The organism is Stenotrophomonas sp. YIM B13575, assembly GCF_042787595.1.
GTDB classification, from domain to species: Bacteria; Pseudomonadota; Gammaproteobacteria; order Xanthomonadales; family Xanthomonadaceae; genus Stenotrophomonas; species Stenotrophomonas lactitubi_B.
The window spans coordinates 1-14450 of the sequence record NZ_JBHZOP010000053.1 but is presented as its reverse complement, the minus strand read 5'-3'; the positions used below and the strand labels follow the sequence as shown (position 1 = coordinate 14450).

Here is a 14450-nt window from a genome sequence, read left to right as displayed (position 1 = left end):
GTCCTCCTGGGGGAATGTGCAAACGCTACCACGGGCCCAGCATTTCCCGATGCTGAATGGGTTACGGCGGTGAGCAGGAAATGTGGAGATTCCGTTCAGGCACCGCATGCTGCAATCTGGCCTGAGAACGTTGCGGACGGTCCGCAAGGAGCAGGTCATGAAAAGCACAACTACAACTGTCCTGGTCGCAGCGGGCGCGCTGCTGGTCGGTGGTATCGCAACCGCCGCCTTCATGAAGAGTGGCGACAAGTCGCCTGAGCAGCTCAGCGCCGGAAACCCGAGTGAATCGCGCCTGGTCGATGGCAATGCCACCGACGACGGCGCACGTGGCGACGCAGTGGATGCCAGTGCGCCGCGTGGCCTGGAATACGCCGATGTGCTGAAGGTCGATCCGATCACCGAGAAGCAGAAGGCCTATGCCACCGTGATCGGCACCGATCCGGTACGCGAGACGTCCACTACACAGACCCCGCATGAGGTCTGTCAGGACGTGGTGGTGCAGGAGCGCCTGCCCGAGCGTGATGGCAACGTCGGCGGCACCGTGGTTGGTGCCGTGGTCGGTGGCCTGCTGGGCAACCAGGTGGGCGGCGGCAATGGCAAGAAGGCGGCAACTGCCGCCGGTGCCGTGGCGGGTGGCTTCATCGGCAACCAGGTCGACAAGCGCCATGTGGGTGGCCGGGTGGTCAACCGCACCGAGCGCCAGTGCCACACCGAAACGGCGACCTCCGAGTCGAGCCGTGTCACCGGCTACAACGTCACCTACCGCAATGAAGACGGCACCACCGGCACCATGCGCATGGGCAGCAAGCCGGGCAACCGCATCGCCATGGGCACCAGCGATGTGGTCAAGGGCTACAACGTGACCTACCGCTACGACGGTGCAGAAAAGACCGTGCGCCTGGACAACAAGCCGGCCAGCGATCGCCTGCCGGTGGTGGATGGGCAGCTGGTCACCCAGACCGCCGCCGCTGCGGATTCGACGGCCAACCGCCAGTAATCCCCAGCTACGACGCAGCATCGAACAGGCCGGCGTTTGCCGGCCTGTTTTTTTGCATGGGTGGGGTGCATCCACGGGTGGCGTGGATCTACCATGGCCCCATGAGCATCTTCGACCTGCGCATCGAAACCGAACGCCTGATCCTGCGCCCGCCGCAGCGGCAGGACTACGCGCCCTATCTGGCGTTCTGTGCCGATGAAGAGGTGATGCGCACGCTGGGTGGCGTGCAGTCACCTTCGGTGGCATGGCGTGGCTTCTGCAGCCTGGCCGGGGCGTGGCAGCTGTTCGGCTTCTCGATGTTCAGCGTGATCGAGAAATCGAGCGGCGAATGGATCGGTCGCATGGGACCGTGGCAGCCGCAGGACTGGCCCGGTACCGAGGTCGGCTGGAGCATCCGCCGTGCCAGCTGGGGCAAGGGCTATGCACCGGAGGCGGCGATCGCAGCCATCGATTGGGCGTTCGATACGCTGGGCTGGGACGAGGTGATCCACACCATCGCCGAAGACAACGAGAACTCGAAAGTGGTTGCGCGCAAGCTCGGCAGTACGCTGCTGCGCATGGGGCAGTTGCCACCGCCCTATGAAGGCAAGCCGCTGGAAATCTGGGGGCAATCGCGCGAGCAATGGCAACAGCGCCGTTCGCCGTTGTAGAGCCGAGCCGATGCTCGGCTGCATTTTTCGAGCAGCAGCCGAGCATGGGCTCGGCATCTACAGGATGCATCGCCCGTCATGCTGCACCCGCGCTTGGCAATCGCCTGGCTGCTTGCCAGACTGCGGGCAGCCGGCTGCAGGCCGGCACCTCCCTGGAGCAGGCAATGGTGGAAGAGCGCATTCCGTTGACGGTGCATGGCATGTCGGTTTCGGGCAACTGCCACAAGGTGCGCCTGCTGCTGGAACAGCTGGGCAGCCGCTACCGCTGGGTGGAGGTGGACAGTGCCCACGGCCAGACCCATAGCGCGGAATTTCTCGCTCTCAACCCCAATGCCAAGGTGCCGTTGATCGTGCGCGACGACGGACGCGTGCTGACCGAGTCCAATGCGATCCTGTTCTGGCTGGCCGAGGGCACGCCGTATCTTCCGGCCGACGGTTGGCAGCGTGCGCAGGCATTGAGCTGGATGTTCTTCGAGCAGTACACGCATGAACCCTGCGTGGCGGTGGCACGCTTCATCCGCGGTTGGACACCGGCCGACTCGCCACGCCGTGCTGAACTGCCGCGCCTGCAGGAGCGCGCTGCCGGCGCGCTGGCGGTGATGGAGCAGCATCTGCGGCAGGCGCAGTGGTTCACCGGCGATGACTACGGTATCGCCGATATCGCCCTGTTCGCCTATTCCGATGTCGCTGCCGACGGTGGCATCGCGCTGGATGCATTCCCGCAGGTGCGGGCCTGGTTGCAGCGGGTGCGCGCGCAGCCTCGCTTCGTGCCCATGCCCGCGGTGACCGCCGAGGTGCGCGCGCGGTTCAACGCACCGGATTGATTCCCCTGCAGCGTCGGGCGTGCTCGACCCGTGCAAAGGGTCGCGCAGGCCTGGCGCCACGGTTCGCAACAACGGCACGGAGGGTGTTCGATGTTCGCTGTGGTTCCAGATCCCATTCCCGCACGCATGCGCGGTCTCAACCGCGCCGAAGTCTGTGACGTCAATTTCCTCGAGGCCGTGCGCGCCTGGCGCGGCATGCCGCGACCGCGTCCGGCGCCGGATGCGCCGATCCTGCCCGGCAGCACCCTGACGGCCGCCGCGTTCGGCGAACTGTTTGAATCGCAGCTGCTCAGCCGCCAGCTGGACCTGATGGCGCGCGTACTGCGCGTGCAGAACAAGGTCTTCTACACCATCGGCTCGTCCGGTCATGAAGGCAACGCGCTGCTTGCGCGCGCCTGCCGCCACACTGATCCCGCCTTCCTGCATTATCGTTCCGGCGCGTTCATGGCCGAACGCGCCCGGCTGGTGCCCGGCATGGACCCTGTGCGCGACGCCGCGCTGTCTTTCGCCGCCAGTGCCGACGATCCGGCCAGTGGCGGCCGTCACAAAGTGTGGGGCAGCAAGCCGCTGTGGGTGCTGCCGCAGACCTCGACCATCGCATCGCACCTGCCCAAGGCGCTCGGTACCGCGCTGGCGATCGAAAGTGGCAGGCGCCTGAGCCAGCCGCTGCCGATTCCGGCTGACAGCATCGTGATGTGCTCCTTCGGCGATGCCTCGGCCAACCATGCCACCGCGCAGACTGCGTTCAATACCGCGATGTGGTCGGCGTACCAGAAGCTGCCGGTGCCGATCCTGTTCGTGTGCGAAGACAACGGCCTCGGCATTTCGGTGAAAACACCTGAGGGATGGATCGCAGAGCGCTTCAGCCGGCAACCGGGCCTGGACTATTTCTTCGCCGATGGCCTGGACCTGGCGGCAGGGCACGCGCAGGTGCAGGCGGCGGTCGAACATTGCCGGCGCATGCGTCGGCCCACTTTCCTGCACCTGCGCACCACGCGGTTGATGGGCCACGCCGGTACCGACTTCGAAGTGGAATGGCGCGCATTGGCCGAGCTGTGCGCGGCCGAGGCGCAGGACCCGCTGCTGCGCTCGGCGCAGATCGCACTGGAATCGGGCTGGATGGATGCGGCAGGCGTGGAGGCTGCCTATGAAACCCTGCGCGCGCGCTGCATGGCCGCCGCCATCGATGCCGATACGCGTCCGAAGCTGCAGACACTGCAGGAGGTGATCACACCGTTGGCGCCCCATACACCGGCAGCGGTACAGGCCGAGGCCGAGCGTGTGGCACCCATCGAGGCGCGGCAGGCGCTGTACGGTGGTGCCGACGCGCTGCCCGAACGGCAACCGCCGCGGCACCTGGCGATCCAGATCAACCACGGGCTGCAGGAACTGCTGGGCAAGTATCCGCAGGCGCTGCTGTTTGGCGAGGACGTCGCGCAGAAGGGCGGCGTCTACACGGTGACGCGCGACCTGCTGCGCCGCTTCGGTCCGCGCCGGGTATTCAACACGCTGCTGGACGAGACCATGATCCTGGGCATGGCCCAGGGTCTGGCCAACATGGGCATGTTGCCGATTCCGGAAATCCAGTACCTGGCCTATCTGCACAACGCCATCGACCAGCTGCGCGGCGAGGCCTGCTCGCTGCAGTTCTTCTCCAACGACCAGTTCCGCAACCCGATGCTGGTGCGGGTGGCCGGGCTGGGCTACCAGAAGGGGTTCGGCGGCCATTTCCACAACGACAATTCGATCACGGCGCTGCGTGACATTCCGGGGCTGGTGGTGGGCTGCCCGTCGCGTGGCGATGATGCGGTGATGATGCTACGCACATTGGCGGCATTGGCCCGCGTGGATGGCCGGGTAGCGGTATTCCTGGAACCGATCGCCCTGTACATGACCAAGGATCTGCACGCGGCCGGCGATGGCCAGTGGTTGTTCGACTACCCCGCACCCGGGCAGGCATTGGTGCTGGGCGAGGGCAGGGTGTACGCGCCGGATGCCAGCGATCTGGTGGTCTTCACCTACGGCAACGGGGTGCCGATGGCGCTGCGCGCAGCGACTGCAATCGAGCAGCAGCTGGGCTGGCAGGTGCGGGTGGTCGACCTGCGCTGGCTGGTGCCGTTGAATGCCGCCTTCATCGGCGCCCAGGCCGCCACCGCGCAACGGGTGCTGGTGCTGGACGAGGGGCGGCAGAGCGGGGGCGTCGGCGAGGGCGTGATCACCGCGCTGGTCGAGGCCGGCCATGGCCACCTGCCGGTGCGCCGGGTCTGCGGTGCCGATACCTATACGCCGCTGGCGGGGGCAGCAATGTTCGGGCTTCCAAGCGACAATGCGGTGATTGGCGCCGCCCTCGACCTGGCGCAGGAACCCTGATGCATGTGTGGATTGGCGGGTATGTTGTTGCCGGCGGCACAGACGCCGGCCGAGGTCCTGCAGGCGCAGGTGCTGGCCATGGGCCAGGCGCTGCACCATCGCGGGCCGGATGACGGCGGTACCTGGGTCGATGCCGCTGCCGGCATCGCCCTGGCCCACCGGCGCCTGAGCATCCTCGATCTTTCACCGCTGGGCCACCAGCCGATGGCCTCGGCCGACGGCCGCTATGTGATGGCCTACAACGGCGAGGTCTACAACTTCGCCGCCCTGCGCGCCGAACTGGAGCCGCTGGGCCATGCGTTCCGCGGCCATTCCGATACCGAGGTGCTGCTGGCCGCGATCCTGCAGTGGGGCGTCGAGGACACCCTGCAGCGTGCCAACGGCATGTTCGCCATCGCCCTGTGGGACCGCCAGGAACAGTGCCTGTGGCTGGCCCGCGACCGGGTCGGCAAGAAGCCGCTGTACTACGGCTGGGCCGGTGATGCGCTGGTGTTCGGTTCCGAGCTGAAGGCGCTGTGGCAGCATCCGGATTTCGACAACGATATCGACCGCGATGCGCTGACGCTGCTGCTGCGGCTGGACTACATTCCCGCACCGCACAGCATCCACCAGCGCTGCTACAAGCTGATGCCTGGCCGCGTGCTGCGGCTGGATGCGGCGGCGGTGGCGGCAGGGGCCAGCGCCCATCGCCCAGAGCAGGCACAGCGTCCGTACTGGGACGCGCGTGCGCGCATGCAGGCTGCACTGGCCGCACCGTTCCATGGCCGCATCGAGGAGGCCGAGGAGCAGCTGGATGACCTGCTGCGGGATGCAGTGGCGCTGCGCATGGTTGCCGACGTGCCGGTGGGCGTGTTCCTGTCCGGCGGCACCGATTCGTCGCTGGTGGCGGCGCTGATGCAGGCGCAGAGCGGGCAGCCGGTGCACAGCTTCAGCATCGGCTTCAGCGGCTCCCACCACGACGAGGCACCGTTGGCCAGGGAACTGGCCACCCACCTGGGCTGCGATCACACCGAACTGTATGTCAGCGGCGCTGACGCGCTGGCAGTGGTGCCGCAGCTGCCAGCGATGTTCGATGAACCTTTTGCCGATGCCTCGCAGGTGCCGACCGCGCTGGTCGCCCGCCTCGCCCGGCAGGGTGTGACCGTTGCGTTGTCTGGTGATGGTGGCGATGAACTGTTTTTCGGCTACACCCGCTATGTACGCGCGCTGCGCAACTGGCAGATGCTGGGACGGGTGCCCGCGCCGCTGCGGCGCTGGATGGGCGCGCGTGCGCACCAGCAGGGCGAGGCATCGCGCACCGGCGGGTTGGCCGCGTTGCTGGCCGAAACCGGCGCACGTGGTATCGGCGATGTATATCGCAACCGCATCTCGCGCTGGCGTGATCCGGCGGCGGCGGTGATCGGTGCACGCGAGGCGGGCAGCTTCTACGATCTGGCCGATCCGCTGCATGGTGCCGGCACGCCGGCCGACGCGATGATGCTGGCCGACTTCGTCAGCTATCTGCCCGACGACCTGCTGTGCAAGGTCGACCGCACCTCGATGGCGGTCAGCCTGGAGGCGCGCGCGCCCTTGCTGGACTGGCGCGTGGCCGAATTCGCGTGGTCGTTGCCGCTGGGCTTCAAGCGCAGTGAATCGACCAGCAAGGTGCTGCTCAAGCGCGTGCTGGGGCGGTACGTGCCGCAGTCGATGGTGCACCGGCCCAAGCGTGGCTTCGGCGCGCCGGTCAGTGATTGGCTGAAGGGCGATCTGAAGCCCTGGGCCGACGAGCTGCTGCAGCCGGCGCGGCTGGAACGCGAGGGCGTGCTGTCGGCCGCGGCCGTGCAGCCGCTGTGGCAGCAGTTCCTGGGTGGCCAGCGCAAGTGGCACACGCACCTATGGAACGTGCTGATGTTCCAGGCCTGGCAGGATCATTGGCGGCAGGTGCGCGCAGGCGTCCAGCGCGGCTGATCTTCACCGGTGGGGAAGGGCGCGGCCGCTAGGCTGGCTCTTCCCCGCCGTGAGGAGTATGTCCTGATGTCCGTCCCCACCATTGCTGTTTTCGTCGGCAGCCTGCGCAAGGACTCGTGCAACCGCAAGCTGGCGCACGCGCTGGAGAAGCTGGCCGGCGACAAGGCGCGCTTCCAGTATGTGCAGATCGGCGACCTGCCGCTGTACGACCAGGATTTCGACGCCAGCTACCCGGCGCAGGGCACGCGCCTGAAAGACCAGGTGCGCGCCGCCGACGCCGTGCTGTTCGTTACCCCCGAGTACAACCGTTCCGTGCCCGGCGTGCTGAAGAATGCGATCGACATCGGCTCGCGCCCCTACGGCGACAGCGCCTTCGCCGGCAAGCCAGCGGCGGTGATCGGCGCCTCCATCGGCCAGATCGGCACGGCGGTGGCCCAGCAGCACCTGCGCAACAGCCTGGCCTTCCTGGACATGCACGTGCTTGGCCAGCCCGAGGCGTTCATCCACTTCAAGGATGGCCTGATCGATGCCGACGGCACGATCCACAATGAAGGCACGCAGACCTTCCTGCAGGGCTACGTGGACCGGTTCCTGGCCCTGATCGCGGTGCATGCCAAGGGCGATTGAGACCTCCGGGGTCGGATCCCTCAGCGCCGCAGAGGGATCCGACCCCAGCCACGCCCGGGGTCGGATCCCGGCGCGCAGCGACGGGCTCTGACCACACTTCCAGCTGAGTGGGCAGGCAGGAACTCCGACCCTGGCTGACTGATCTGCGATAATGATCCACTCGGGCGTCGCAACGACGCCCGTCGCAGGCAATGCGACGCCCCCGCGCCAGTCTGGACAGGCTCAGGCGGATATCCCCCGTTCTTCCACGGCTTATCCACAGATTTGTCCATGGCCGCCGGGGTCGGCGCATGCCTACACTGGTCTGGCCCCTTTTGCAGGAAATACCGCAGCATGTCCGCCCGTTCCGGCTTCCGTTCCAACCGCAGAGAGCGCGGCGATGGCTTCGATCGCGATCGCGATGAATCGCGTATCGACCAGTTGCGCGTGCCCCCGCACTCGGTGGAGGCCGAACAGGCGGTGCTGGGCGGCCTGATGCTGGCACCGGACGCCTACGACCGGGTCAACGACCAGCTGACCGAGGGTGACTTCTACCGCCGCGACCACCAGATGATCTACCGGGCGATCCGCGAGCTGTCCGAGCGCGAGCGCCCGTTCGATGCGGTGACCCTGGGCGAGTGGTTCGAATCGCAGGGCAAGATGGAGCTGGTGGGCGATGGCGCCTATCTGATCGAACTGGCCAGCACCACGCCGTCGGCGGCCAACATCGTGGCCTATGCCGAGATCGTGCGCGACAAGGCGGTGCTGCGGCAGCTGATCCAGGTCGGCACCGACATTGTCAACGATGGTTTCCAGCCCGAGGGCCGCGACAGCAGCGAGCTGCTGTCCGCTGCGGAAAAGAGCGTGTTCGCCATCGCCGAACAGGGCGCGCGCGGTCGTACCGACTTCGTGGCCATGCCCGGTGCGTTGAAGGACGCGTTCGAAGAGCTGCGCAACCGCTTCGAGAATGGCGGCAACATCACCGGCCTGCCGACCGGCTACACCGATTTCGATGCGATGACCGCCGGCCTGCAGCCGACCGACCTGATCATCCTTGCTGCGCGTCCTGCGATGGGCAAGACCACCTTCGCCCTGAACATCGCCGAGTACGCGGCGATCAAGTCGAAGAAGGGCGTGGCGGTGTTCTCGATGGAAATGTCCGCATCGCAGCTGGCGATGCGCCTGATCTCCTCCAATGGCCGCATCAACGCGCAGCGCCTGCGTACCGGCCAGCTGGAAGACGAGGACTGGAGCCGGGTGACCGGTGCGATCAAGATGCTGAAGGAAACCAAGATCTTCATCGACGATACGCCGGGCGTGTCGCCGGAGATCCTGCGTTCCAAGTGCCGCCGCCTCAAGCGCGAGCACGACCTGGGCCTGATCGTGATCGACTACCTGCAGCTGATGAGCGTGCCGGGCAACAGCGAAAACCGCGCGACCGAAATCTCCGAGATCTCGCGTTCGCTGAAGGGCCTGGCCAAGGAACTGCACGTGCCGGTCATCGCACTGTCCCAGCTCAACCGCTCGCTGGAAACACGTACCGACAAGCGCCCGGTGATGGCCGACCTTCGCGAATCGGGCGCAATCGAGCAGGATGCGGACATGATCGTCTTCATCTACCGCGACGATTACTACAACAAGGAAAATTCGCCGGACAAGGGCCTGGCCGAGATCATCATCGGCAAGCACCGTGGTGGCCCCACCGGCTCGTGCAAGCTGAAGTTCTTCGGCGAATACACCCGTTTCGACAACCTGGCCCACGACTCGGTCGGTTCGTTCGAATAGCGGATGATTCCGGCGCGCCCTGTAGAGCCAAGCCCACGCTCGGCTCTTTTCGTTCGGGCGCGCGACGTCATATTCTCCGTCCGGATCGCCAAAAATCCGTACGTGGCGTGTAAATGACATGTAACGCAACGCTTCTACGATTCCGCCGCTGCTGCTCTTTTGACGCCGCCCTTCGGCGTCCAGCGCGCCCAAGGAATCCCCATGTCTTGCCATGCTCCGCTTCGCCGCAATCTGCTGGCCCTGCTGGTCTGTGCTTCGCTGCCTTCGATGGCCGCCGCTGAAACCGCTCCTGCCGTCGACGCACAGTCGGCCACTACCCTGGATTCGGTCTCGGTGATCGGCCGGGGCGAGGCGCGCCAGGTCCAGCGCGTGACCGCCGAAGACATGAAGGTGCTGCCACCCGGCGCCAACCCGCTGAAGCTGCTGGCCAGCAAGCCGGGCGTGCATTTCGAATCAGCCGATGCCACCGGTGCCTACGAGTGGTCCACCAGCATCAGCCTGCGCGGCTTCAACCAGAACCGCCTGGGCTACACGCTCGATGGCATCCCGCTGGGCAACATGAGCTATGGCAACAGCAACGGCCTGCACATCAGCCGCGCGGTGATCAGCGAGAACCTGGGCGGTGCCGAGGTCTCCACCGGCATCGGCGCGCTGGGCACGCCGTCGACCAGCAACCTGGGCGGCGTGTTCCAGTTCTATTCGATCGATCCCTCCACCGAATACGGTGTCGTGCTGGCGCAGAGCCTGGGCAGCGACAGCGCGCGCCGCAGCTATGCCCGCCTGGAGACCGGCGATCACCAGGGCTTCGCTGCCTACCTGTCCGGTGCGTATTCGGAGAGCGACAAGTGGAAGGGCAAGGGCTCGCATGAACTCAAGCAGTTCAACGGCAAGGCGACCTACAACTTCGGCGTCGACAGCCGCATCACCGCGCTGTTCAACGCCTCGCGCCGGGTTGAAGCCGATTACCAGGACCTGTCGCTGGAGATGATCGATCGCCTGGGCTGGAACTGGGACAACTATGCGCCGGACTGGAACCGTGCCGTGGCCGCTGCCCGAGGCCAGTACAGCGGCGGCGTCAACAGCCCGTGGGATGCGTACTACTCGGGTCACGGCCTGCGCAACGATGATGTCTCCAGCATCGCCGGTGACTTCGGCCTCAACGAGACGATGCGCCTGAAGGTCAATGTCTACAACCACAGCAACCGCGGCCAGGGTCACTGGTTCAGCCCGTCCAATCCGTCCAACCCGGGCACCAGCCGCGAGATTCCGATTTCGATCCGCACCACCGAATATGCGATCGACCGCACCGGCGTGACCTCGGCGTTCACCTGGAACGTGGCGGGCCATGAGCTGGAAGCAGGTCTCTGGTACGAAGACAACGGCCACAGCGTGCAGCGCAACTTCTACTACATCGATGGGCCGATCACCGACGACTTCTTCCTGCGCAATCCGGACCAGCGCGTGTGGCACCAGCGCTACACCACCATCACCCGCCAGTTCTACGTGCAGGACCGCTTCCGCCTGTTCGATGACCGCCTGACCATCGACATCGGCGCCAAGTCGCCCAACACCCGCACCAGCGTGCGCACGCCACTGGGCAGCTATGCCAGCAACAGCAGCCTGACCGCGAAGAAGGGGCTGCTGCCGCAGGCCGGCTTCAACTTCAAGCTGGACGAGCGCAATGAAATCTTCGGTTCCTATGCGAAGAACATCGCGGCCTATGCGCTGGGCGTGGGCAGTCCGTTCAATGTTCCGCAGGTGGCGTTCGACGCCAGTGCGAAGGACCTGAAGCCGGAACAGTCGCGCACCATCGAACTGGGCTGGCGCGGCTACGGCCAGGGCTATGAAGCCTCGGTCGCGGTGTACGACGTCAAGTTCGACAACCGCCTGCTGGCCATCGCCCAGTGCGTCGGCATCCTCGGTTGCCCGGCGCTGTATTCCAACGTGGGTTCGGTAACCAGCCGCGGTGCCGAGGCGACGCTGCAGCTGAAGCCGATGCGCGACCTGAGCTGGTCCAATGCGCTGTCGTGGAATGACAGCAGCTACGACAACGACTACGTCAACAACGGCGTGGTGCCGACCCGCGGCAAGAAGACGGTCGACACGCCGGAATGGATGTTCGCCAGCACCCTGGCGTGGACGCCGGGCCCGTGGGACCTGCGCCTGGCCGCCAACCACGTCGGCAAGCGCTACGTGACCTACACCAATGACGTCTCCGTGCCGAGCTACTGGCTGATCAATGCGTCGGTGGCCTATGACATGGGCAAGCTCGGCCCGGCGCAGAACCTGACCCTGGCGCTGAACCTGACCAACCTGGCCGACAAGCAGTACCTGGCGACCATCAACACCAACGGCACCTACGCCGCTGATCCGACCCGCAGCCTGGCGACCATGCAGGTCGGTGCGCCGCGGCAGGTGATGGCCACTGCGACCGTGCGCTTCTGATGAAGCGCATCGCCGATCCGGAAACCCGCCGTCGTCTGCTGCGCCTGGCCTGGCAGGGGACCGGAGCGGCGATCGCACTGGCGGCCATGCCCGGCGTCGCCGCCACCGGTCCGCGGCCGCGACTGGGGCGCGATCCGTTCACCCTCGGCATCGCCGCAGGTGATCCGGATCCGCAGGGCGCGGTGCTGTGGACGCGTCTTGCACCGGATCCCCTCAACGGCGGTGGCATGCCGTCGCGCGCGATCCCGGTGCGCTGGTTCGTCGCCGAAGATCCGGCGATGCGGCGGCTGGTGCAGCGTGGCGTGGCGGCGGCCGTACCGGAGCTGGCCCATTCGGTGCACGTGGAAGTGACCGGCCTGCGTCCAGGCCGCGATTACTACTATCGATTCGCCTGCGACGGCGGCGAGGAGAGTCCGGTCGGGCATTTCCGCACCGCGCCGCTGCCGGATGCGCAGCTGCAGCAGCTGCGGCTGGCGCTGTGCACCTGCCAGGCCTGGAACAGCGGCTACTACCCGGTACTGGCGGATATCGCCCGCAGCGATGTCGATCTGGTGCTGCATGCCGGTGACTACCTGTACGAATACAGCCCGCTGCAGAACGCGCGTGGCAGCACCTTGGATGCACAGCGCTTCAGCGGTGAAACGCTCAGCCTGGAGCGTTATCGCGACCAGTACGCGCTGTACAAGCTCGACCCGGACCTGCAGGCCGCGCACGCCGCACACGCCTTCGCGGTGATCTGGGACGACCACGAAGTGCAGAACGACTATTCCGGCATCCATCCGGAAAAGAGCGACGTACCGACCGAGGACTTCATCGTGCGTCGCGCCGCGGCGTATCGCGCGTTCTACGAACACCTGCCGATGCGCAGCACGCCGGCCGGCAACGGTGGCCTGCGCGTGCACCGCCGCCTGCGCTACGGCGACCTGGCCCAGCTGACGTTGCTGGACTGCCGTCAGTTCCGTCCGGCCAATCCCTGTGGCGTCGGCGAATCGGCGCGCTGCGAGGCGGCGCTGGACCCGCGCATGAGCATGCTCGGGGTGGGGCAGGAGGCCTGGTTCGCGCAGTCGATGGCGGCTGCGGCGGGAACGCGCTGGAACGTGGTGGTGCAGCAGCTGCTGATGGCGCAGTTGCGGTTGGAGCAGGGCACGCCGCGCGAACGTTTCTGGAACGACGCCTGGGATGGCTACCCGGCCGCCCGCAAGCGCCTGCTGCAGGCGATGCAGGCCGGTGGGCAGGGCAACGCCATCGTACTGGGCGGCGACTGGCACTCCACGTTCGTCAATGACCTGAAGCTGGATTTCGATGCCACAGACGCGCCGGTGATCGCCACCGAGTTCATCGCCCCGGCGATCAGCAGCGGTGGCGATGACACCCCGTATGGCCCGTATTACGGCCCGTCGATCCCGCAGAATCCGCACATCCGGTACTTCGATGGCGACCGGCGTGGCTGGTGGAAGCTGCAGTTGAACCGGCAGACCGTGGACGCGGAACTGCGCTTCGCCGACAGCGTGCTGCGGCGCGATGCGGAAGTTCGCACGGCCGCTCGGTTCCAGGTGAGCCACGGTCGTCCTGGCGCAGTGCCGGCCCTGTAGCGCCGAGCCCACGCTGGGCTGCTCTTCGTGGCGATCGCAGAAAACCCGCGCTGCGCGCGACAGCCGAGCAGGGGCTCGGCGCTACAACGGCGCTGGATCGGTTTCATCGCCTCCAGCCGGGTTTCATCGCAAACCGTTTGCCCGGGCCGGGGCAGGGCGCCAAGGTGATGGCAGGCGGCGGGGTGCCGCCGAGGGAGCCTGTGATGAAGACCTTGTTCGCGCTCGGTGTGTGGTGCCTGTTGTTCGTGCTGTGCTGGCCGTTGGCGATCCTCGCCTTGATCGCCTGGCCGTTCGTATGGCTGCTGAGCCTGCCGTTCCGGTTGGTCGGCATCACGTTCTCGGCGCTGTTCGCCTTCCTGCGCGCGCTGTTCATGCTGCCGGCACGCCTGCTCGGCGGTGGCCGCGGCGCGGTGACGGCATGAGGCCGCTGCCCATCGCGATGCTGGCGCTGCTGATGGCGGCGCCGGCCTGGGCCAGGCAACCGCCGTCGGCCTACCTTGAGCGTCAGCACCCTGCCGGCAAGACGGAAGCCAAGGCGACCGACAAGGTCGCCGGCAAGGAGAGCTGCCGGGTGGTGAAGGAATGGAAGGTGGGTGAGGTGATCGCCCAGCACCGTATCTGTGACGATCCGCCGAAGCCGGACACTACGGACCGGGAAACTGCACCGCCGCAGCGTTGATGCGCGACCTGCGATGGGTGCAGGCAGTCCCGGCACGCGACAGGACCCGGACGACGCACGACTCAGCCCGAGGGCGGTCGGCTAACAGCCAGCGACCGGACCAGCTCTTCGCCGGTAGCGGCGATTTCGAAATCCACGCCGTCGAAGGTTACGGAATTGCCGTTTGCCAGCGCGTATCTCGGCAGGCCTTCGGCCAAGCGTGCGCCGGGAAGAATCGTCGCGTCGAACTGCGGCCAGAACTTGAACACCAACACCCTGCGGCCATCTTCGCCGCGGGTCTCGATTCGTTCGTTTTCCATGGAGATCTCCACTGTCTGAGCAGCCCCACGAGCAGGTGCGGGAGCACCACCTGTCGCGCATCCGTGGCTTGGCGATGCAACGCGACCTCAGCGGTGAGCCTACCGCACTGGAGGTCGACGCCCGTGTGAGGGCGGTGGACGCTCGCCTGCCGCGCGCCGAGTGCCAAGGGTCTCCCACCCTTGTTCTGCAGTCACCGAGAAACAAAAAACCCCGCCGAGGCGGGGTTTCCAGTATCCGGGGGTGGCGGCCCGGGGC

The 14450-nt window shown here is 66.5% G+C and carries 12 protein-coding genes; 11 read left to right on the top strand and 1 reads right to left on the bottom strand.

Annotated elements, in window-relative coordinates:
* Positions 1–157: 157 nt before the first annotated feature.
* The 11 genes from ACFX4F_RS09955 (at position 158) to ACFX4F_RS09905 (ending at position 13895) form a co-directional block, all read left to right on the top strand.
* Positions 158–997 (top strand): glycine zipper 2TM domain-containing protein, encoded by an 840-nt coding sequence (locus ACFX4F_RS09955; RefSeq protein WP_108265666.1) that lies wholly within the window; start codon positions 158–160, stop codon positions 995–997.
* Positions 998–1098: 101 nt separating this feature from the next.
* Positions 1099–1647: a GNAT family N-acetyltransferase gene (locus ACFX4F_RS09950; protein ID WP_099821139.1), complete on the top strand. Its 549-nt coding sequence runs from the start codon at positions 1099–1101 to the stop codon at positions 1645–1647.
* Positions 1648–1811: 164 nt separating this feature from the next.
* Positions 1812–2471: a glutathione S-transferase family protein gene (locus ACFX4F_RS09945; protein WP_380654780.1), complete on the top strand. Its 660-nt coding sequence runs from the start codon at positions 1812–1814 to the stop codon at positions 2469–2471.
* A 90-nt stretch (positions 2472–2561) separates the two neighbouring features.
* Positions 2562–4841 (top strand): thiamine pyrophosphate-dependent enzyme, encoded by a 2280-nt coding sequence (locus ACFX4F_RS09940; RefSeq protein WP_380654730.1) that lies wholly within the window; start codon positions 2562–2564, stop codon positions 4839–4841.
* A 3-nt stretch (positions 4842–4844) separates the two neighbouring features.
* Positions 4845–6788, top strand: a complete 1944-nt coding sequence (asnB, locus tag ACFX4F_RS09935; protein WP_380654727.1) for an asparagine synthase (glutamine-hydrolyzing) — start codon at positions 4845–4847, stop codon at positions 6786–6788.
* A 66-nt stretch (positions 6789–6854) separates the two neighbouring features.
* Positions 6855–7415, top strand: coding sequence for an NADPH-dependent FMN reductase (locus tag ACFX4F_RS09930; protein WP_380654724.1), 561 nt, complete (start codon positions 6855–6857; stop codon positions 7413–7415).
* A gap of 333 nt (positions 7416–7748) precedes the next feature.
* Entirely contained in the window at positions 7749–9179 is a 1431-nt protein-coding gene (locus ACFX4F_RS09925; RefSeq protein ID WP_099821134.1) for a replicative DNA helicase, read from the top strand.
* 201 nt (positions 9180–9380) lie between these two features.
* The gene (locus ACFX4F_RS09920; protein ID WP_380654721.1) at positions 9381–11624 is read left to right on the top strand and encodes a TonB-dependent receptor domain-containing protein; all 2244 of its coding nucleotides are present in this window, start codon (positions 9381–9383) and stop codon (positions 11622–11624) included.
* Positions 11624–13216 (top strand): alkaline phosphatase D family protein, encoded by a 1593-nt coding sequence (locus ACFX4F_RS09915; RefSeq protein WP_380654718.1) that lies wholly within the window; start codon positions 11624–11626, stop codon positions 13214–13216. Before ACFX4F_RS09920 ends, ACFX4F_RS09915 begins: the two co-directional genes overlap by 1 nt.
* A gap of 203 nt (positions 13217–13419) precedes the next feature.
* Positions 13420–13638 (top strand): hypothetical protein, encoded by a 219-nt coding sequence (locus ACFX4F_RS09910; RefSeq protein ID WP_099821131.1) that lies wholly within the window; start codon positions 13420–13422, stop codon positions 13636–13638.
* Positions 13635–13895: a hypothetical protein gene (locus ACFX4F_RS09905; protein ID WP_380654715.1), complete on the top strand. Its 261-nt coding sequence runs from the start codon at positions 13635–13637 to the stop codon at positions 13893–13895. The genes ACFX4F_RS09910 and ACFX4F_RS09905 overlap by 4 nt, the downstream gene beginning before the upstream one ends.
* A 62-nt stretch (positions 13896–13957) precedes the next feature.
* Here ACFX4F_RS09905 and ACFX4F_RS09900 read toward each other — a convergent pair whose 3' ends face one another.
* Complete coding sequence (locus ACFX4F_RS09900; protein WP_099821129.1) at positions 13958–14194, bottom strand: hypothetical protein; 237 nt, start codon at positions 14192–14194, stop codon at positions 13958–13960.
* Positions 14195–14450 lie beyond the last annotated feature (256 nt).